We start from the raw sequence: 20,302 nt of genomic DNA on the forward strand, positions 1-20,302 counted from the left end.
GCCATTGAGCGAGGTGGGCCGAAAATGGTGGTGAAAATCTGGTTTGCGACAACAACGCACGATTTGTCAGGAAGCCGACGCTGCGAACGTCGGTAGGCGCCATGCCGACATGTTTTCTCAAAGCGCGATGTGCATGGCATTTCAACGATTCTGGAGTGTTGGCATAGAAACTGCACTATAGCGATCCGCGCGGACACCATCCGGCCAATGCGTGACTCCACAGAAGAAGATCATATGGACACTGCACGCTGAGGACATGATCGCGGCTTTGCAGCCTTGATTGGCAACCTTGGTTTAATCCTTCTATCTCAATGGAGTACCACGATGGCTCAACTTCGGCAGATCGCATTCTACGGAAAGGGCGGGATTGGAAAATCGACCACGTCGCAAAACACGCTCGCGGCGCTCAGCGACCTTGGGCAAAAGATCCTCATTGTCGGCTGCGATCCGAAGGCAGACTCGACACGGCTGATACTGCACGCGAAGGCGCAGGACACAATTCTCTCTCTCGCGGCGGAAGCCGGCTCTGTGGAGGACCTCGAACTCGAGGATGTCATGAAGATTGGCTACAAAGACATACGCTGTGTGGAGTCGGGCGGTCCCGAGCCGGGTGTCGGCTGCGCGGGTCGCGGTGTGATTACGTCGATCAATTTCCTGGAGGAGAATGGCGCCTACGACGGAGTGGACTACGTCTCATACGATGTGCTGGGCGACGTGGTGTGCGGAGGCTTTGCAATGCCAATTCGCGAGAACAAGGCACAGGAGATTTATATCGTGATGTCAGGCGAGATGATGGCTATGTACGCTGCGAACAATATCTCAAAAGGGATTCTCAAGTATGCCAACAGCGGTGGTGTGCGTTTGGGCGGCCTCATTTGCAACGAGCGCAAGACCGACAAGGAACTCGAGCTTGCGGAATCGCTCGCAGCGATGCTCGGCACACGTCTGATCCACTTCGTGCCGCGCGACAACGTCGTGCAACATGCGGAACTACGCCGCATGACTGTGATCGAGTACGCGCCAGAGAGCGCACAGGCCGGCCAGTATCGTGCGCTTGCAGAGAAGGTGCATAACAACGCCGGCAATGGCGTGATCCCAACGCCGATCACGATGGACGAACTCGAAGATCTCCTGATGGAAAAAGGAATCATGTCGCAGGTCGATGAGGCGAAGGTTGGCAAGACAGCGGCTGAGCTGACCGCTTGACGGCTGCGGGGATGACGGTTGCCGTGCGGCGTACGGCAACCGATCCCGGCGATCCCATTTCTCCACTTATGGATATGTAATGACCGAAACGGTTGAAGAACGTAAGGCCGCTCACAAGGCTCTCATTGACGAAGTGCTGCGAGCTTACCCGGAGAAGATGGCCAAGCGGCGGGCCAAGCATTTATGCACTTTCGAGCAGGGTAAGCCGGACTGTGGGGTGAAGTCCAACATTAAGTCGCTGCCTGGTGTGATGACGATTCGCGGCTGCGCATATGCCGGTTCGAAGGGCGTGGTCTGGGGGCCGATCAAGGACATGATTCACATCAGTCACGGACCAGTCGGCTGCGGCCAGTATTCGTGGGGTTCGCGCCGCAATTATTATGTCGGAACAACCGGAGTCGATACGTTTGTCACAATGCAATTTACTTCTGACTTTCAGGAGAAGGACATTGTGTTCGGTGGCGACAAGAAACTCGACAAAATCGTCGATGAGATTCAGGAGCTGTTTCCGCTCAACAGAGGCATATCAGTTCAAACCGAATGCCCGATCGGTCTGATCGGCGATGACATCGAGGCAGTTTCGAAGAAGAAGAGCGCACAGTATGGCGGGCACACAATCGTACCCGTACGCTGCGAGGGATTTCGCGGCGTATCGCAGTCGCTTGGGCATCATCTCGCAAACGATGCGATTCGCGATTGCGTGTTCGACCGTGTCGATCCGAATAAATATTCCGCGCTCGAGTCAACTCCGTACGACGTTGCGATCATCGGTGACTACAATATCGGTGGCGACGCATGGTCAAGCCGCATTCTCCTTGAGGAGATGGGTTTGCGCGTTATTGCGCAGTGGTCGGGCGACGGCACGCTCGCTGAACTGGAGAATACGCCGCGCTCAAAGCTTAACCTGCTCCACTGCTACCGGTCAATGAATTACATAAGCCGGCATATGGAAGAGAAGTATGGTGTCCCTTGGCTCGAATACAACTTTTTTGGTCCCACAATGATTGAAAGGAGCTTGAGAGAGATTGCGAGCCGATTTGACGACACGATCAAGACCAAGGCCGAGAAAGTGATCGCCAAATACCGTCTGCTCACGGATGCGGTAATCGCGAGATATAAGCCACGCCTCGAGGGTAAGAAAGTGATGCTTTTTGTAGGCGGCCTTCGCCCGCGCCACGTCATCGGGGCGTACGAAGACCTCGGCATGGAAGTCATTGGCACAGGCTACGAGTTTGCCCACAACGATGACTATCAGCGCACTACGCATCACATTCACGACGGCACGCTAATTTACGACGACGTGACCGGCTACGAATTCGAGCGGTTCGTCGAATGCATGCGGCCGGACCTCGTAGGTTCAGGAATCAAGGAAAAGTACGTCTTTCAGAAGATGGGTGTTCCTTTCCGCCAGATGCACAGTTGGGATTATTCAGGACCGTACCACGGCTACGACGGATTCGCGATCTTTGCGCGCGACATGGACATGGCAATTTCGAGTCCTGTCTGGAATCTCTCCAAGTCACCTTGGAAAAAGGCAGCGTGAGCCAGGTGGCCCCGTTGGCGGTACGGCCGTGTCGCCGGACGGCTCTTCAGGAAATCGATTCAGGAGCGAGTCATGCCCCAATCAAGCGACAAAATTCTCGATCACGAACTGCTCTTTCGCGAGCCGGAATATCAGGAGCTTTTGCGAAACAAGAAGCAACATTTTGAGTTTAACCATCCTGATGAGGCGGTGAGAGAGGTTGCCGAATGGACAAAGACTGAAGACTACAAGCAGAAAAACTTCGCGCGCGACTCGCTAACCATCAATCCAGCGAAGGCCTGCCAGCCTCTGGGGGCGGTATTTGTGGCAAACGGCTTTCATAAGACACTGCCGTTCGTGCACGGCTCTCAGGGCTGCGTGGCCTATTATCGCTCACACTTTTCGCGGCACTTCAAGGAGCCGACGTCGTGCGTGAGTTCGTCAATGACCGAAGACGCGGCGGTTTTCGGGGGTCTCAATAATATGATCGACGGTCTGGCGAATGCATACAACCTTTATAAGCCCGAGATGATCGCCGTATCGACGACCTGCATGGCAGAGGTCATCGGTGACGACCTCGATGCATTCATCAAGAATAGTAAGCAGAAGGGAAGCGTTCCGCAAGACTACGACGTGCCGTTCGCTCACACGCCCGCGTTTGTCGGCAGTCATGTGACGGGTTACGACAACGCTCTACTGGGCATTCTCAAACACTTCTGGGACGGCAAGGCCGGTACCGCAACACCACTCATACGTGTGCAGGACGAGAGTGTAAACTTTATCGGTGGCTTTGACGGTTTCGTGGTGGGCAACATCAAGGAGGTTCGACGTATCTTCGATCTGTTCGGCGTGAACGTCAACATCATCTGCGATCCTTCCGACACATGGAACACACCAACGGATGGCGAATTCCGCATGTACGAGGGTGGGACCACGAAGGAAGAAGTTGAACGTGCCCTGAATGCGAAAGCAACGTTCATTTTTCAAGAATATTGCTGCGAAAAGACGGCGAAGTATATCGCGGAACACGGCCAAGAGGTAATTGTGCTTAATTCGCCAGTCGGCGTTTCTGGTACCGACCATTTCCTCATGGAGATATCGCGTGTCACGGGCCGACCGATTCCGCCTGAACTGGAAAGGGAGCGGGGGCAACTCGTTGATGCAATGGCGGACAGTCAGGCTATTCTCCATGGCAAACGCTATGCGCTCTACGGCGATCCCGATCAGATGCTAGGTTACACGCAATTCCTGCTCGAGCTCGGTGCAGAGCCGGTGCATATTGTGTCGACAAACGGTAACGACGGCTGGGCCGAGAAGGTCAAGGCGTTGTTGGACGCGTCGCCATACGGTGCGGGATGCAGCGCCTATCCGAAGCGCGATCTCTGGCATCTGCGCTCGCTGCTATTTACCGAACCAGTCGATTTCCTGATCGGCAACACTCATGGGAAATACTTGGAGCGTGATACGCGAACACCGCTAGTGCGACTCGTGTTTCCTATTTTTGACCGGCACCACTATCACCGTTTCCCGACGTGGGGATATGAGGGAGGATTGCGCGTTCTATTGGCACTACTTGACGAATTCTTCGAAAAGCTCGATGCAAGTACAATCGACATTGCAAAGACTGATTACAGTTATGACATTGTTCGCTGATGACAGAATGATTGTTGCCTAGACTTGGTTTGCCCAGGCCCTCGACGTGGGCGATCGTGCGCGGCCGCTCGGCGGATCGCGGTCCGCACGATTTTTTACTAGTTGTCCACAGCACGCGGGTATGGCCGCGCTCCGTAGTCCGATTAGCAACTATCCTCTAAAAGCCCCTGCTGGAAGTTGTAAATCTCGATGAATTGACTTGATGCAATGAAAGAGGGCAGGGGAAGTAAGCCCTGCTGGTGTAGAGCGGGATTCGCGCGCTCATCTTCTCCGAGGAGCACGCAAACGGACGCGTCTGACACAGCCCTCCGTGGACGAATACGACGCTAGGTGTCCGCCTGGACATGGTTCTTGAGCTGGGCGAGAAGAACTGGAAGCTCCGCCCGTTCGCCACGTCGATCCCGATCAATTTGATCGCCGTGAAGTTTGTTGCGATTTCGAACCGTCGTCCAGGACTGAGGTGCAGCTGCCTATTTCCGGCGAGTTGAGCGGCCGTTTTGGTGAAGTCGACCAGGCTAGGGGGAGTGCGGCGTAGAGTTCAATTCTACCGCGACTGTTCGAGATCGGACTAGGCGCGTCATTCTTGCACATCGAATCGCCTCTTCGCTGCAAGCTTGGGTGCTCAATGGATGCTCAATTCGTATCGGGAAGCGTGGGCGATTTGAGCCGGGCGCGCCAGTGCTTGGGGGAAATTGGTTGGTAATGATCGAGTACCGCGTGCCGGCGTGATTGTCGCTTCAATACCTCAAATAGCCGGGCGAAGCCCACGTAAAGCACGGAAAGGCACGTGTCGGCAAGTCTGCTGGCCGAAGGCGCAGGCAAGCAGTCTTTTCCGGCGCCAGTGGCCCTGTCAGGATCAGGTTCTGTGCATTGCGGATCCAATCAAAGCTGGCGAGCGACGAGACCCTTGTCGAGTCCGCGGCTCTTGCCGACAGCGTCTGGCATCGAGATTGAACCCGGTACGCGTGTGCGCGCCACGGTATGGCGTCAATCCAGCGCAGTTGCGACTGGTGCTCCGCAGGCTGATGCCAGCATGATTGCTTGCCCAGCGGTACTCACATATGGCTGGGCAACGGGTGTTAGGTGACTGAATGAACCCGTAAGTGCGTTCATTCTGGTACTGTTGATACCAGCGCGCAAACCAACCTAGGCTTGCACGACTCTCATTGCATTCGGTGGTCCGCGCGTCGCCGATTCACCATCTTGTTCTGCATCGAGACCACGTGCAAGCGGGATAAATATCAGGCTGCTACGATGTTAGCGCGGACATGAGGAAAATGATTCACTTCGGCCGCAGGATGTTGATGCGATCGGACTTTCAATCACGAAGCGCGGAAGCGGGGTATCTTCCTCATAGTCGATCTGCGTGCCGATAAAATAACGTAGGTTAGTCTCGTCCACGAACACAGTGAGGCCCTGTGTAAGCACCTTCGTGTCGGAATCGCTTACGGAGTCAACCAGGACAATAAAATATTCCGGCTGTCTTCCCGCATGAAATTCGGCACGCAGTCGAATATAAAGCGGCGCTTCGTGGCTCTGCGCGACAAGCTCGGCGGCTTCTTTTGCTGCTCGGGCCGTGAACGTAAAAAATTCACACGCGGGTTCTGTCGATATGCTTGATCGTTGGGAGATCATAGATTTTCCTGGAAAATTAATAGAGAACTATATCCGTCTCTACAATGTGAATCTGCACGAGGAAGGAAAGCAAGTACTGCGCCACATCGCTCGCAATACTATCGCTCAGATACGGAATTAGATTGCTGAGGTGAGTGTGCAAGAGTGAAGCAATGCGCGGAACGGCAAGGTGCAGATCTCCTTGCGCCATAGCAAACAAGTGAGCGAGATCCGGGGCGCGAGCCTTGCGACTCATCGCGAGTCGATACACGTCCTCTTTAACCAGTTGAAGTTTGCGATCTTGGACGTCTACATTCGACGTTAAACTAAGTTTATCCTATACACAGAGAAACTAGCGCCACGCTCGGGAAACGCAGGCGGAACAACGGCGCGAAGTTAGCAGAAATAGAATGGTTGGCGCAGGCGACTCTCGCTTGGAGAGAGCGAGTTGCACGGATAACGCATGAAACAACGATACATTTTTCGGATGACATCTAATTCTTCGGATGGGAGATGAGTGAAATGAAATTGATAGAGCATCCAGTCGTGGCCCAGAAGGGCATAGCCGTCTTGGATTCCGTAGACCGCGCGATCCTCAGACACTTGCAGCAAGACGCCTCGCTATCGATTGTCAGCCTTGCAGCGAAAGTGAAACGCAGTGCTCCTGCGTGCCTGCGGCGTGTGGAACGACTCAAGGAGACGGGACTGATACGAAGAGTCGTCGCACTGCTCGACGCGAAGGCTCTAGGCGCGGGCATGTTCGCCGTAATCGGGATCGTGCTGGACGGCTCGACGCCCGAGGCGTTTGCCTCATTCGAGAAAGCGGCGCAGAAGGTGTCTGGCTGCGTAGCGTGCCACGCAGTGAGCGGGAGGTTTGACTATATCTTGCTCGTTCGAGCGCGCGGCAACGAAAGCTTCAACCGGTTGCATGCTGCACAAGCGTTGCAACTGCCGGGAGTACGGGAACTGCATAGCTTCAAGGTGTTAAAGGAAGTCTTATCGACGCAGGCGATACCGCTGTAACCGCAAACGCTTGGAAAGGTAGTCTTGACCTGTGTCACTCATCAGACAGGTTCTAGTCGTAACCAAACGACACGCTTCGAATCGCCCCGCTGGCTTTCGCAGACCAAACTCGTGACGGATAAACTATTGACCTATCCGGCGACCAAGTCCGTTCTTAGTGGCCCGAGCAGACTGAGTTGCGCCAGCAACGTCCCAACTCATGTTCAGTAAAGTTTCGCCGGCAACCGAAGCGGATGCGCTTCGCGCAACGCGCCACGCTGTCACAATCCAGACAATCCCGACGATTCAGACAAAGGCAACGTGAGACCGGCCCCCCCTGTTACGGTGATCGGGAATGGCGATGCATGCCACAACACCTTCCAGGTTTAGGTGGGACAGGCACGGACCTTGCGTGCCGTCGGCCGCTAAGTTAGAAGGCGCAGACAAGTTAATACCTTTCGTCAATTTGAAAGCGCTTAACGATGGCATATAAAACTCGCCGCCTCGCTACGCACGGCTTTGCGGCCAACTTTGTCATGCGGAGCAACAACATGAAAGTACTGATCGATAAACTGCACCGGCTTTCGTCGGCTGAGGACTTCTTCCGATTCTTCGCCATCTCATATGACGACAAGGTGGTGGACGTAAGTCGATTACATATACTAAGGCGTTTCTTCCAGTACATCAGACAGTCGGAGGACCTGTCCGCGGATCACGACGCAACCTTATTCTTGGTTTATCGAAATCTCCTGCTGAAAGCGTACAACGACTTTGTCATTTCCACGCCCGCTGAGCAAAAGGTGTTCAGAGTTCTTCAGGAAGCCGACGGAGAGCGTCATATCTCTCTTGATAGCCTGCGTGAATCCCTGCCGGCTCGGGCTAACAATTGAAGTTGGTGAGCGAGTCATATTGGTGCTTGTCTGAGTCGTCACGATGCGACTCATCGCTTGATGCACGTTGTGACTTCGGTTGACTTGTCTTTTGAACATCTGCCGGGAGTGGTCCATCAGCACTCAAGTCCGGCTGACGAGCGGACAGGAGCGGTTTCGATGCTTTCATTGCCGTCTTCGTCCCCGCACGTCATTTCTGTTGGCGGAACAGCGCTTTACACAACTCATAGCGGAGCTTATGCGTCTGGAACGATGGGTGGAAGAAGGAGTCCTGTGGGCGACAGGGGGCGGCACTCGCCCCTACGGACCAATGCCGCCGTGGCAATCTGCGCTAAGGTCCTCTGCGGGTCCATCTGGGCGCGGCGTGCCCGACATTCCCTTTGATGCAAAGGCGGAAACTGGGGCGCTTATCTACGGCACGGCAATGCCTCGCCGTTTGGCGGAACAAGCTTGGCCTCACCGAGATTCGTCGGGCTCTTCGCTCGCTTGCTGTCAGCCAGTGACAATACATTCGGTTTCCCCGGCGCATCGATATATAAGACTGCGGCCGCTAATCCGCCGGCGTTTCACGATGTAGTCAAAGGTAACCACGGCTTTCTGGGTCACGGGTACCGCGTCGGCCTAGGCTGGGATTATCCGACCGGTTGGGAGTATTGATTTCGCGGGGGGCAGGGATCGGTGCCAGCGAACGTGCCTTGTGCGGCTCCGGATTGGACTTCTTCGGCACGTTCAACGGGAACAGGAAAAGCATTGCGGTCGATGTGAAAGACCCGCGTGGCGTGGAAATCGTCCACAAGCTGCTTGCCGCGGCTGCGGTGTTCAGCGAAAACTTCAAGAGTGGACAAGCTAGGCCTCGGGTATGTCGCGCTTTCCAGGGTCAATCCACGTCTCGTCTATGCGTCGCACAAGGGGTTTCTGCCCGGCCCGTACGATCATCGCACCGCGCTCGACGAAGTCGTGCAAATGATGGGCGGACTCGCTTACATGACGGGGCCCGAGGGCAGACCGCTAAGCGCCGGGACGAGCGTCAACGACATCATGGGCGGTATGTTCGGCGCAATGGCGGCGCTGGCTCAACGCGAAGGCACGGGCCGCGGTCAGGAAGTGCCCTGCGCGTTGTTCGAGAACAATGTGTTCCTCGTAGCCCAGCACATGATGCAGTTTGCCGTGACGGGCCAGGCCGCGGCGCCGATGCCGAACCGCATTTTCGCGTGGGCTGTCTACGACGTGTTTTCGGTCAAGAACGGGGAGCAGATTTTTTGGTGGTGGTCTCCGATACCCAATGGGCACTGTTCTGCGACGCTTTCGGGCTCGCCGAGGTGACTTTGCCGTCCGATGCCAGTGGCGCAGGGCGGCCCATCGAGACGAGGACGCCGCTGCGGCCCTTGACGCTCGGCGGCGAGCGCTTGCAACTGCGCGCGGGACCGCCCTCACTGGGTGAGGACACGCGAGCGCTTCTGATGGGTCTCGAATACAGGCCGGAGGATGTGAGGCAATTGACCGAGTTCGGTGTCCTCAAGTGTGCGTACAGGCAGCCTGGCGATGCGTCGAAGCCTTCGGCGAACGAACTCGCCAGCGCCTGAAGCAGCCACGTAACACGAAAGACACATGGAATCATCGAGCCGCGGAAGCAGGAGAGGCCGCCGCGCGGAGAAACGACATGACATCCATCTCATCAAACATCGCAACGGGCAGCGCGTTCGCGTCCGCTCATGTGCAGTCCGCGGTCAGGAAGGCGGCGTGGCGTTTCATTCCGCTGATCGCGCTTGCGTACTTCTTCAACGACCTGGATCGCACGAGCGTCGGTTTCGCGGCGTTGACGATGAATCGCGATCTTGGTTTGACCGCCACACAGTTCGGGTGGGGCGCGGGCATCATGTTCGCCGGGTACTGCGTGTTCGAGGTTCCGAGCAACCTGGCGTTGTACCGCTTCGGTGGGCCGCGCTGGCTCGCGCGAATCGTGATCACGTGGGGCTTCTTCGCAGCGGCAACAGCGCTGGCCGTGGGCCCAAAGAGCTTTTACGCGATCCGGCTGCTGCTGGGCATCGGCGAGGCCGGCTTCTGGTCTTTCGATCGTGCTGGGTATCACGACCTTGCTGACCTTTTCCCTCTACGCCTTCGGTCGCGGAGATTAAGAATGGAGCCACGTCCCTCGTTCCGACGCCCTCAGGTCCTCGGCGCTCTCGCAACATCGATGTTGTTGCCCGCTATCAGCGCGCGTCTTGCATTTGCAAAAGAGGAAACGCATTCCGTGAGTATAACCAACAACTAGCTGCCCCGTTAGTGCCGACTGGCTCGCCTCCGGTGGCGAAGGGGCGCTCGAACCCGATATGCCGATCATCGACGCGCATCATCACTTTTACGAACGACCGGGCTGGACCTACCTTCTCGACGAGTACCTCGAGGACGCGCGCACGGGTCATAACATCACCGCCTCCGTGTTCATGCAGGCGCTGACACGGTATCGCGCCTCTGGTCCGGAGTCGTTGCGCCCGGTCGGCGAAATCGAATACGTGGCTGGCGTCACCGCGGCGTTGCAAGGCGGCAAGCCACAGGTAGCGAAAGGTATGATCGGCTACGCGGATCTTCGACGGGGCGCGGCGGTGCGCGATGTTCTCGGAGCGGAACTGCACGCCGGCGATGGCCGGTTCTGTGGCATTCGACATCTCGTTACATGGGACGCGGACCAGACACTCGCCAATCCCTTTTCGGCGCCGCCGCGAGGGCTGCTGCTTGACCCCGACTATCGGGCGGGCGTTGCACAACTGGCTCCGCTGGGCCTGTCGTACGACGCATGGCTATTCTTTCCGCAATTGCCGGAGCTGTTCGACATGGCAAAGGCCTTTCCGGATACACCTTTCATCATCAACCATTGCGGCGGTGTCGTCCGCATCGCGTGCTATGCGAATCAGCGCGTGGAAGTGTTCGATGCCTGGTCCCGTTCGATGCGCATGCTCGCCGGGTTGCCGAATGTTTATGTGAAGCTTGGTGGCCTCGGCATGCGTATGAATGGCTTCGCGTTTGAAAAGGGCGAACGTCCGCCGTCATCGGATGAGCTGGCGCACGCGTGGAAGCCTTGGATGCATACGTGTATCGAAGCGTTCGGTGCGGAGCGCTGCATGTGCGAGAGCAATTTCCCTGTCGATAAGGGATGCCACCCATTCAGAAACGGTTGGAACGCTTTCAGGAAATTGACTGCGCAAGCTGGCGCCGATGAGCGCGAAGCACTGTTCCAGGGAACGGTGAGCAAGGTCTACTGCCTTACGTAGCGCGGCGGATGCCTGCCGCGTGGACGGACACGCTGCGCTAGTAGTGGAACGGATTGAGCGGATTTGATGAGCAAATCGCCCGGATCGAGCGACGTATGCGCGAGTGGAAAAAGGAAGACAGGAATGTCAAGAAGGCATTTCGCGGCGGGCGCGAGTGTGCTGCCTGGACGGGGGACTGGTGCCAAACAGGTACTGTTTCCGGCACGGAAGCTAGCATGCAAGACGATAGCACGTTGTATGTAGGGCGCGACGTTCATAAGGATTCGATCATGGTTGCCTATGCGGTCGGTATGAGCGATGTGGAACTGCTCGGCAAGATCGGCACGTCACAGATGGAAGATGATCGCTTATGCAAACGACTGCAGTTCAAAGCGACGCGCATCCGCATCGTCTACGAAGCAGTTCCACGCGGCTATGGCCTTTGCCGGCGACTGATGCAGAAGGCCTCGACATGTTGTATGTGCACCATCGCTCATCCCGCGCAAACCCGGCGAGCCCGTCAAGACCGACCGGCGTGACGCCATCAAGCTGGTGCGTTCGCTGCGAGCGGGCGATCTGTCCGCGGTGCATGTGCCATGCGGCGGAAGATGAAGCGTGTCGCGATCTGGCCAGTGCTTGGTCATCGGCGCGAGAAGACCTTAAACAGCTGCGATGCGGGCTGAAATCGTTCCTGCTCCAGCATGGTGTGAACTACATTGGACGTGCGGATTGGGGGCCGACACACCGACGCCGCTTGAGCACGCGCAAGTTCGACAGCGGCTGGCGTTCAATGAACACCGCAACACGATCGAGGATCGCCTAGCGCAATGCGAACGGCTGGAAACCGCGTTCCGTGATGGTGGCGATTGTTTCAGTCCGGTCCATCAGCATTTCGCTCTCAAGCGACGCGTCCTACGTGCCTCACTTTATCGCAAACAGCTTGCCGGCGCGCATTTATTCATTGGGGCCACAAGATTGCGGTGCGATCGAGCCGGCATTCGGTCACATGAATGCCGGCGCAAGTTCGATTTGTTTAATGACAAAGCGACCGGAAGCCAGTCCATCCCAGAAAGCTTACTTTGCGCGATCCGTTACATAGTAGGACACCGGTGCATCAATAATCTCATGAGCTATGCCAGTCACCATTCCATTTGCAGAAGCCTCATCTGGACTGAGAACCTTTCTGTTATTTTCACTGTAAATCATTGAATTTATTTCCTTGCCGTTCAGGTTGGTGCAACTTCTGTAGATATCTGAAAGCATTTGCTTGACGGTATCCAAATTTTCCGTGGCAACATTGAGCTGATCCGGCTGAAACCTGTTGCTCAGGTCTATGCTTGGCGGGTGCAGAATAAAGCGTCCCCCAGGAAAGGAGAGGCGATCCTGAGCGCCGCAAAACATCATCGTAGCAGCCGACATCACCGTGGCTAAATTAACTGTTATTACCGGAACCCTCGAACTCTGGATGGCGCGGTAAGTAATATACCCCGCGTCCGTATCTCCACCACCGCTGTCGATGTATAGATAGATCGATTTTAGCTTCGGGTACTTCGCGTTCAACTCGTCCAGCGCCGCTATCAAGTCATTCGCCTTTTGAATTGTAACGGGCCCTGTATAGAATATTTTGCTATTCAATACGTCGTATCTTCGATCCGCTTCCGGGATAACTTTTGAGAGGCAAGCATGGGCCGGCACCCCATAAAGAAAAGATAGCAGCAACGTGCCACGAATAAGAATTTCACAAAGAACTCTCATATTTTTCCTATTTGGAAAGGAAATACTGATTAATTAGCCCGTCGCTTATGTCGGAGCAGACGGACGGATCCTACAAACGATAGACATCGACACGCCCAGGGAAACTTGCCGCTTGGCTCGGGCTCACGCCGCAACATCATTCATTCGGAGCAAGGGCTAGCCGGGATCATCAAGCCACGACACCGATACATTTGCTCGAAGCGTGCCCGCCTCCGTGAGCCCGCTGCCGATGGTCTTGGCTTAGGTAATCGTGCAGATGGGTGCATACAATCGCCGAAGCTGCAAGGATTGTCCTCATGATCTAAAGCTCCGCTCTAGGTGTTGTTACGTTTGACGTTCCCCAAATTGTCGGAGCGGGCGGGCTTCCGACGACACTTCCTTCATTCAAGGCCTATTGACTCACAGTCGGATCGAACGCCGGAATTCGCGCGTGGCTACCTTCGCGCGTGCGCTAGCTCCGCGTGCGTCCGGCAAGACGGCGCACCATGCTGTTATGGCGTCAATGGCAAGCGGCTCCCATTTGTGCACCCACGCACGCAGCACGGCGTGATTGCCTTCCTGTTCGATGGCCATGCGAACGAGCTCCTTGGCCCAACGCCGATGCCGCTCGGTGTCAATGAGCTGCGCATCGGTAAGAAGGCCGAGTAGGATATCGCCGTTTTGGCGCGCCGTGACGCCGAGGCCGCGCAATACGGTCTCTTCCACTGCCGGGCGTACCACGAGATTTAGCGCGACAAAGCATTCAGCCCAGTCCCACGCGGTGAGTGCTTCTTCAACTAGTTTTCGCCAGCCCTGCCAAGGCGGGTCGAGTTCCCAGCGGCGCCGCTCATCGCTGCCGAAGCCGAGGTCCGCAAAAGTCAGGGACAGTTCTTTGGTGCGATACGCGGTGTGCGTGAGCCAGCGCAGAGAGTCAGCGGTCTGGTATGCGGCACAGTTGGAGATCGTGGAAGCGGGGGCCATCTGGACCAGATACGCTGAGCCCATCTGCAGCGCATGAAACAGGAAGCGAGCGGGGGTATAGACGCGTGCGAGCGAGGCCGCCCATGGCCGGGCGAGTTGGGCGTCGTGACCGCGCGTGGAGAACTGGTCGAGGAGACCATATACGTAAGTTTCCTGACCATCCTGCAGCAGGTTGTACGTGCGATAGACGATCTGGTCTGGATCACGAAATGCGTTCCAGTCGGGATGTCGCAGCGGCGAGGCGTTGCGGTTGCGCTTGAACCATTGCGCCATTTCGAAGTTAGGGTCCAGTTCGAAGGGGGCGTCGGGGTTGTCGGTGGTATAGTGCAAGTTCGTCGAGACGATCTCATACTCGCTTGGCTTGCGCCGCCGCGCGGCTAGATGGCTCCATGTTTTCAGCGGCTTGAGGACTTCGGGCTCAGTCATGCTCGTCTCCGGTTAAAGCGTTTTCTCGTAGTAAAACCGCACGTAGCATTCGGTTGTTTCGATGCGGCCTGAAAACGAGCTGAGGCTGACTTCCAGCTCGCACATCATGAACGGTCGGCCAAGCGTTTCCTCAAGCGTGGAGCGGCGGAGGATCAGTTCGCCATCCGTATCGATGCGCACATACGCGAATTTGTCGTCCACGCGGATCGTCTTGCCGGGGTTGTCTTCGTGCGCGGCTTCGATGACGCCCGCCGTAATGCTGCCCGCACGAAGCACGGGACCCACGCGGTTGTTGCGGTAAGCCAAGGCGGTGGTTTCGGTGGTCATGATCGGTTCTCTGTGACGTTCAGGAATGGGCAAAGAGGGTTTCAACGCTGCCCACCGCAACGAGAACGTCTTCGCCCTCGATCTTTGCGGGGTATTCGCGAAGCCGGGAGTCGCCAGGATTGATTCCTTTGCCGGTATTCACGTCGAAGGTCCATTGATGCGCGCGGCACATCAGCACGCGGCCGTCGAACTTTCCTTCCCCGAGCGGAATCGCCTGATGCGGACAAGCGCCCCGAAAGGCGTGCGGCTCGCCGCCTTCTGAGTTCACCACCACAATCACGCGGCCATCCACCTCCGCTTCGATCATCTCGCCTGCCCAAAGGTCGTCGAGCGTGCAGACTTTCTGGTACTTCATTTCGACCTCATTCGTCGCAAAAGATGAATTCGAGCGTTTCCATCGGCTTGATATCCGTCTCGCCGAGCTTTGCGTCGCGCGCGTAGAACTGCCCGGCGCCCTGGCGCCGCACGCGCACAACCTTGTCAGGCCGTGGGATGACGCGTCGGCCCACGGAATGGAACGCGGCGGCGGCCGCAACTTCATCCATCGTATTGCCGGTATCCACCGGCAACAGCTGCAATACGAAGTCGTATTGAAAATTTGAGATCACATGGAAGAGTGCCATGTCGTCCTCGTTTGCGTGGCAGCCTCAGGCGGCTTGTTTTGTTGTCACGGGTCCTCGGTACGATTCGACCCATGCATACTGGTGCGCGTCGTCGCCCATTTCGCCCGGCGCGAGCCCCATGTAGTTCAACGCGCCCAACAGGTCGGGTGGCTGGATATGACCGGCGAGGAGGCGATCGACGAGCGTGAGGTGATCGCGGTAACGAACCGGGTCCTGCTGGAAGACCCAGCGGTCGATTTCCGAATTGAAGTGATACCTGCGGCCGTTATGGTCTAGAGGGTAGTCCTTCACGTTCCAGCCATCGCCCGGAATGGCGCAAATGGGCAACTGGCTCATGTTGCAGAGGACAGGCAGCGTTTCGGGCATCGTAAGTTCCCGGCGGCCGAGGAGCAGGTTTTCGATAATGACGTCCCATACCTTGCCGAACGAGTTGTTCCAGCCGGGATATTTTTCTTCCAGCCAGTCGCGGCATTCGGGCGTCACGCCAGCTGCGGGGTCCCACCAAACCGTGGGACGCCAAAACCAGATGCCTAGCTGATAGGCGTGGTGCTGGTAATCGAATTCATTGATCAACTGGTCCCAGTACCAGGGCAAATCGAGGCCGAGATCGATGAGTGTCCGCTCAAACTGACTGACGATCCACTCGCGCGCGAATTCCTTGAACGACTGGTTGCGGTGCTCGATCGGCGTGGCGTAGTCCATCGACGATCCCGTGAGCAGACAGAACAGGCGCCATGTCCGTGCGATTGCGACATCCACGAGCTTCTGGGCCTCCGTCTTACGGCCGTTTGCAATCAGAATGTGCAGCGCCGGGCCGCCGATTTGCGCATGTCGCGATTCGTCCGTTTGAATGCTGGAGATCAGGCTTGCGAAAGTGAAATCGCCGACGTTGACTGCGTCGGCTGCCAGACCGAGGAACTGTACATTGGTGAAGCCCGTTTCGAACGCGAAGGTGAGCATAACCGCGATCTCGATCGCGCTGCGGGACATAAAAAGGTCGTCAAATGTGTTGCGGGCGGCAATTGCACCCCACTGGTTCGTGTGACAGGCCTTGTGCGCCCAGTCAAACTGCCTGTCTTTTGCACAGTAGTCGTGAGGGAAGTAGAGCTGCAACTGCCCGTGACGGTTTTCGTCGAGCATGCCGAAGGTGGCCATGTTGCGCATCCCTGGTGCACGGCCGAAGCGAACCATGCGTGCTTCGGCGCTCATTGCCGCATACTCGCCGAGTGCAATGGCGCCGTAATGGGCCTTAAGGATGGAAAGCCAGCCTGGATCGGTATCCTCGAAGCTGCGGCAGCAATTCAGGGCTGCCTTCACAGCATAGGCACCAGCGTCTTTTTCGCGCTGGATACGGACGTACTCGGGATACGACGTCTTGTACGGCTCGTCGTAGCTCTCCCATTGGACCATCGGAATACCTTGTGCGCCAGACATGATGTCGGGAAAGAGATCCGAATCCGACACGTAGGACGGGGTCCAATTGTTGGCGCGGGCGATGTCGTACCAGTCGACGCGTTCCAATAACGCCATGGTCAAGTCTCCTTCGTAAGTCGCGATTTGGTTTGCCGGAGCACTATTGCATCCGCCGGGCGGGTTACCTCAGAGCAAAATCGGTGCCAATGTGCCGACCTGATTGCATCGGCGAGGAAGAAGTCCCGGGAAAGGGAGATCGAAGATATACGCGCCCGTTGCCGGGGGGCGATCCGAATGCGCTAGTTTCCACGGGCGAGGAGTTAGAAAACCAGCAACGCGGGCAAGCGCGAAAGCTGCCGCGTGACACAAGGCCGGTACCAGGTCTTTTTTCGCAGGACCGAATCCACTCGGCATTAACTGAGAGTGCGTCCCGGGTCCTTCTCGTCGAGGGATTGTTCTGTCTGCCGGCATAACCACAGACCCAAGCCCCCGATCCTTGATTCCGAATGAGTTAGCGCGTCTGCCGCGACCTGAATGCACTAGGCGGGAATGTCTGGATTGTTATATAGATAACGCGCAATGTGGCACTTCTTCGACAAAAACTCGGACAACGTTAAAGCGAACTGTCGCGGTCAACTGATTCCGGGGAAGAAGGGTCTTTCGGTGACGGTGTTGCCTTGTAGGCGGTGGGCAACAGGCGAGCCAGCGTGGAGTGCAAGCACTGGAATGTTCGAGAAGACGAATACTGGTAGCTATTGCGCCGGGCCTCATTGTGGTTTCTGAGCTGCAATGCGGAGCTCTGACATGGGGAGGCGTTCAGCGACTACAGGCAGCCGTGTATCCAATAAGAACATCGGCAGTACTGGTCTGCGCGTAGCGTTGACAGTAATCGAGATTGACTTAGCTAGCTCAACGAGCCGATAGATCCGGTCGCCACCGAGCCGCACGGCGATTTCGATCAGCGTGGGACCGTCGCGCGTCATGCGCACTTCCGCATGAAACACGCCCAGCGTCAAGCCGATCTGTCTCGCCACCGTTTCGACATACGCGCTCAGCCGAGCTGGGTCGCGCTCGTCGAGCGTAGCGTCGACCACATGTCCCATCTCGACGAAGTACGGCTCGGGCCCGAGGATCTTTTCGGTAACGGCAAGCACGCGCGGACCGAGTGGACCGACGTAGCCTTCTACGCTGTACTCGGGGCCGTCGAGATACTTTCAAGCATCATCGCTTGACCGACTTCGCGGCCCATGTCCGGCACAGATCGATTCGCAACGCTGCGGATTATCGCGTGCAACGGCGCGAGGGAATCGACGCGGCGCACCAGTAGGCTGCCGCAACCATCGACCGCCTTCACTATGGCAGGAAATCCGACGTGCGCCGCCGCGCGGGCGACGTCGCCACGCTTCGCGATCGACGCGAAACGCGGGACGGCGAGCCCGGACATGCTAAGTCGCCGACGGCAACGGTATTTGTCGCGTTGTGAGCGCGGCCGCTTCGGGCGCTAGATGAGGTAAGCCCAATTGTGCGGCCGTCTGCGCGACGATGTCGACCGCGTACTCAAAGCCGGCAACGAGCGCGTCGATGCCTCCGACTGTCCGCACCGCCGCAGCGACGTCATCAGCCGAGCCAGTGTCGACACTCGTCAGCGACGCGACGGTCCGTAGGTGCGTTGGCGGCACGATGCGAGTATCTGCGCAGAACGCGTGTACCGGATGCCCGAGCCGCTGCGCTGCAGCGACCGGCGCGGTGCCCGATGAGACGGGCTCTACTACGACAGTAGCCATGATGCGCTCCTCATGCGACGACCACCTCCGACTGGCGCCCGGTTTCTGCCTTCAGTTCGTCGAAGTAATCGCCGACCAAGCAAGTTGCGCAGATGCATTTCGGCCTTGTCGATGCCACCCCATCCGTCGATCGCCCGCTGGAGGGAGGCGCACATCAGACCGTCGCGGTCGCGCGGTTTGTCGTATTGGATATGGCCAAGTGAACCCTTAACGGTGTGGTGGCCGAAGGCTCGACCCGCAGCCTCGGTGATCGTCTTATTGTAGCGGCCCGAATACCATTCGACGAACCAGTTCCACACCATCGTCGGCAACGGGCCATCGCGTTCGATGCTGAGATACAAGTAATTGATCAGCTTGCTGGTCGAGTGGAGCGGCTGAATGGTGTCAATCCGTTCGGCGGTGAGGCCAAATTTTTTGATGTCGCGCAGAAAGAGTCCTTCGTGGCCGTATTGCTCGGCGAGGTATTGCGAGAGGATCTGCGCGAGTTGATTGTCCTTGAAGCCAATCTTGTAGAGCGCGAATGCATCGATTTCATTGTTCAGGCGGATGCGCAGCACTGTCTCGACGAGATGCCGCCGATAGTATTCGCGGTCGATCCGTTCGCCGCGGTGAAACGCGGCGGTGTCGGGCGAGGCGGAAAAGAGCGCCTGCATTTCACAGTCTGCAACCGGTTCGAAACGGGCACGATCTTGGTGGGCCATTTTCAGTCTCCAGTAAAACTACATGAAGGGAAACAGCATCGCGAGCGCGACACATACAACGACGAAGCGAACCATCCCTAGTTAGTGTCTCGGCAACATTCGAAGACTTGGAAAAAAATGCAGTGCGAGACGACGATCCAATTGCCGGCAACACTGGCCTATTTTTGGCGACAGCAGGCTGTACTGGCGCAGACCACGAGCAACGTGCCGATGCTTTGCAAGCCCGTCATAGGCTGACCGAAGACGATAAAACCGATTGCGGCGGCAATGGCGGGTTCGACGCTCATCAGAATGCCGAACGCGGACGCCGTCATGCGCCGCAGCGCGAACATTTCGAGTACGTAGGGCAGGAGCGGCACGAGTACCGCGAGATATGCGGCGTCAATCAGTTGAGCGGCGGGGCAGATGGCCACCGCTTTGCGCAAGACCAAACGGCGTGGTGACAAGGGCCGCGACGATCAGCGACATTGAGAGCCCCTGCAGGCCATCGAACAGCGTGCCGACTCGTTTCATCATCACGATGTAGGTTGCGCAGCCGAGCGCAGCCCCAATCGGAAAGACCAGCGCGGCGAGCGAGGTGGTCCATATGCCGCCCTGCCGCGCAATCAGGACGACGCCGACCATCGCCACCATGGGCCACACCACACTAGCATCCGGAATTTGCGGATGCCGGCCATCGCGACGAAGAGGGGGCCAATGAAGCTGATGGCGACTCCGAGACCAAGGGGCACGCGTTGCACGGCTTCGAAGTAGCACAGCATCATGCCGGCCATGGCGCTACCGAGAACGAGAGCGGCGATCCAGCGCTGTCGGGAGTAGGCATGGAGCGGCGGTCGCATCGCGATCGCGAGTACCAATCCCGCGAAACAAAGACGCAGCCAAGTCGTGCTGAGCGTACCGTATCGGATCATCACGGGTCGCGACAATGCAGCACCAAGCTGCACGCTGCTGCACATCGATGCGATAGCCATGGCAGGCGCGAGCACGCTGGAAAAACGTTGCGAAGACGGCTCAGAACCAAGGGCGTTAGCATCAAACGCATCGCCGTTAACTGGCTCAAGCCCGGTGTCGATACGATTCGCTTGGACGGCATCTAAATCTTCGCTCATACTCGGCTTCGTGGCAACGACGGGAGAATCCTAACAGCGCAGATCCGCTTCGTATGAGCCATTAATATT

The 20,302-nt window shown here is 57.2% G+C and carries 18 protein-coding genes and 5 pseudogenes; 10 read left to right on the plus strand and 13 right to left on the minus strand.

What is annotated here, in order from left to right:
• Positions 1 to 324 precede the first annotated feature (324 nt).
• The 3 genes from nifH to nifK all read left to right on the plus strand — a co-directional run bounded on the left by nifH (position 325) and on the right by nifK (position 4,381).
• Complete coding sequence (gene nifH / locus AB4Y44_RS27000) at positions 325 to 1,206, plus strand: nitrogenase iron protein (RefSeq protein ID WP_069268295.1); 882 nt, start codon at positions 325 to 327, stop codon at positions 1,204 to 1,206.
• Positions 1,207 to 1,285: 79 nt separating this feature from the next.
• Positions 1,286 to 2,749 carry a nitrogenase molybdenum-iron protein alpha chain gene (nifD, locus tag AB4Y44_RS27005; RefSeq protein WP_069268296.1) on the plus strand — a complete coding sequence of 488 codons (1,464 nt, stop codon included), beginning with the start codon at positions 1,286 to 1,288 and terminating at the stop codon, positions 2,747 to 2,749.
• Between the two features lie 72 nt (positions 2,750 to 2,821).
• The gene (gene nifK / locus AB4Y44_RS27010; protein WP_069268297.1) at positions 2,822 to 4,381 is read left to right on the plus strand and encodes a nitrogenase molybdenum-iron protein subunit beta; all 1,560 of its coding nucleotides are present in this window, start codon (positions 2,822 to 2,824) and stop codon (positions 4,379 to 4,381) included.
• 1,257 nt (positions 4,382 to 5,638) lie between these two features.
• On the opposite strand, the gene AB4Y44_RS27015 is transcribed toward nifK, so the two are convergent.
• Positions 5,639 to 6,016 (minus strand): iron-sulfur cluster assembly accessory protein, encoded by a 378-nt coding sequence (locus tag AB4Y44_RS27015; RefSeq protein ID WP_083245583.1) that lies wholly within the window; start codon positions 6,014 to 6,016, stop codon positions 5,639 to 5,641.
• 501 nt (positions 6,017 to 6,517) lie between these two features.
• Here AB4Y44_RS27015 and AB4Y44_RS27020 point away from each other — a divergent pair.
• The 7 genes and pseudogenes from AB4Y44_RS27020 to AB4Y44_RS27050 all read left to right on the plus strand — a co-directional run.
• On the plus strand, positions 6,518 to 7,018 hold the full coding sequence (locus AB4Y44_RS27020) for an Lrp/AsnC family transcriptional regulator (protein WP_069268299.1): 501 nt from the start codon (positions 6,518 to 6,520) through the stop codon (positions 7,016 to 7,018).
• A gap of 530 nt (positions 7,019 to 7,548) precedes the next feature.
• Entirely contained in the window at positions 7,549 to 7,887 is a 339-nt protein-coding gene (gene nifW / locus AB4Y44_RS27025; RefSeq protein ID WP_069268345.1) for a nitrogenase stabilizing/protective protein NifW, read from the plus strand.
• 677 nt (positions 7,888 to 8,564) lie between these two features.
• Positions 8,565 to 9,470: pseudogene (locus AB4Y44_RS27030) on the plus strand (CoA transferase); the annotation flags it as partial.
• Positions 9,471 to 9,547: 77 nt separating this feature from the next.
• Positions 9,548 to 9,952 (plus strand): annotated as a pseudogene (locus tag AB4Y44_RS27035) (MFS transporter); the annotation flags it as partial.
• 72 nt (positions 9,953 to 10,024) lie between these two features.
• Positions 10,025 to 11,156: pseudogene (locus AB4Y44_RS27040) on the plus strand (amidohydrolase).
• Positions 11,141 to 11,329 (plus strand): annotated as a pseudogene (locus AB4Y44_RS27045) (IS110 family transposase); the annotation flags it as partial. The pseudogenes AB4Y44_RS27040 and AB4Y44_RS27045, both read left to right, overlap by 16 nt.
• Positions 11,330 to 11,371: 42 nt before the next feature.
• A pseudogene (locus AB4Y44_RS27050) lies at positions 11,372 to 11,981 on the plus strand (IS110 family transposase); the annotation flags it as partial.
• 228 nt (positions 11,982 to 12,209) lie between these two features.
• Here AB4Y44_RS27050 and AB4Y44_RS27055 read toward each other — a convergent pair.
• The 12 genes from AB4Y44_RS27055 to AB4Y44_RS27110 all read right to left on the minus strand — a co-directional run bounded on the left by AB4Y44_RS27055 (position 12,210) and on the right by AB4Y44_RS27110 (position 20,233).
• The gene (locus AB4Y44_RS27055) at positions 12,210 to 12,890 is read right to left on the minus strand and encodes an ATP-dependent Clp protease proteolytic subunit (RefSeq protein ID WP_342925257.1); all 681 of its coding nucleotides are present in this window, start codon (positions 12,888 to 12,890) and stop codon (positions 12,210 to 12,212) included.
• Between the two features lie 399 nt (positions 12,891 to 13,289).
• Positions 13,290 to 14,276: an aromatic/alkene monooxygenase hydroxylase subunit beta gene (locus AB4Y44_RS27060; protein WP_069268302.1), complete on the minus strand. Its 987-nt coding sequence runs from the start codon at positions 14,274 to 14,276 to the stop codon at positions 13,290 to 13,292.
• A 12-nt stretch (positions 14,277 to 14,288) separates the two neighbouring features.
• Positions 14,289 to 14,603, minus strand: coding sequence for an MmoB/DmpM family protein (locus tag AB4Y44_RS27065; RefSeq protein WP_368619630.1), 315 nt, complete (start codon positions 14,601 to 14,603; stop codon positions 14,289 to 14,291).
• Positions 14,604 to 14,622: 19 nt separating this feature from the next.
• Complete coding sequence (locus tag AB4Y44_RS27070; RefSeq protein ID WP_069268304.1) at positions 14,623 to 14,958, minus strand: Rieske 2Fe-2S domain-containing protein; 336 nt, start codon at positions 14,956 to 14,958, stop codon at positions 14,623 to 14,625.
• Between the two features lie 7 nt (positions 14,959 to 14,965).
• Positions 14,966 to 15,226, minus strand: a complete 261-nt coding sequence (locus tag AB4Y44_RS27075) for a toluene-4-monooxygenase system B family protein (RefSeq protein WP_342925261.1) — start codon at positions 15,224 to 15,226, stop codon at positions 14,966 to 14,968.
• Between the two features lie 24 nt (positions 15,227 to 15,250).
• Positions 15,251 to 16,756 (minus strand): toluene monooxygenase, encoded by a 1,506-nt coding sequence (locus tag AB4Y44_RS27080; protein WP_368619629.1) that lies wholly within the window; start codon positions 16,754 to 16,756, stop codon positions 15,251 to 15,253.
• A 650-nt stretch (positions 16,757 to 17,406) separates the two neighbouring features.
• The gene (locus tag AB4Y44_RS27085; protein ID WP_069268307.1) at positions 17,407 to 17,793 is read right to left on the minus strand and encodes an ATP-grasp domain-containing protein; all 387 of its coding nucleotides are present in this window, start codon (positions 17,791 to 17,793) and stop codon (positions 17,407 to 17,409) included.
• A gap of 29 nt (positions 17,794 to 17,822) precedes the next feature.
• The gene (locus AB4Y44_RS27090; RefSeq protein ID WP_368619628.1) at positions 17,823 to 18,083 is read right to left on the minus strand and encodes a hypothetical protein; all 261 of its coding nucleotides are present in this window, start codon (positions 18,081 to 18,083) and stop codon (positions 17,823 to 17,825) included.
• Positions 18,084 to 18,407: 324 nt separating this feature from the next.
• Positions 18,408 to 19,124 (minus strand): hypothetical protein, encoded by a 717-nt coding sequence (locus AB4Y44_RS27095; RefSeq protein ID WP_368619627.1) that lies wholly within the window; start codon positions 19,122 to 19,124, stop codon positions 18,408 to 18,410.
• 158 nt (positions 19,125 to 19,282) lie between these two features.
• Entirely contained in the window at positions 19,283 to 19,483 is a 201-nt protein-coding gene (locus AB4Y44_RS27100) for an EamA family transporter (protein ID WP_368619626.1), read from the minus strand.
• Between the two features lie 22 nt (positions 19,484 to 19,505).
• Positions 19,506 to 19,757, minus strand: a complete 252-nt coding sequence (locus tag AB4Y44_RS27105) for a hypothetical protein (RefSeq protein WP_342950270.1) — start codon at positions 19,755 to 19,757, stop codon at positions 19,506 to 19,508.
• Positions 19,730 to 20,233 carry a hypothetical protein gene (locus AB4Y44_RS27110; RefSeq protein WP_342950269.1) on the minus strand — a complete coding sequence of 168 codons (504 nt, stop codon included), beginning with the start codon at positions 20,231 to 20,233 and terminating at the stop codon, positions 19,730 to 19,732. Before AB4Y44_RS27110 ends, AB4Y44_RS27105 begins: the two co-directional genes overlap by 28 nt.
• Positions 20,234 to 20,302: the final 69 nt, after the last annotated feature.

Origin of the sequence: Paraburkholderia sp. BR10937 (assembly GCF_040965695.1) — a bacterium.
Classification (GTDB): domain Bacteria; phylum Pseudomonadota; class Gammaproteobacteria; order Burkholderiales; family Burkholderiaceae; genus Paraburkholderia.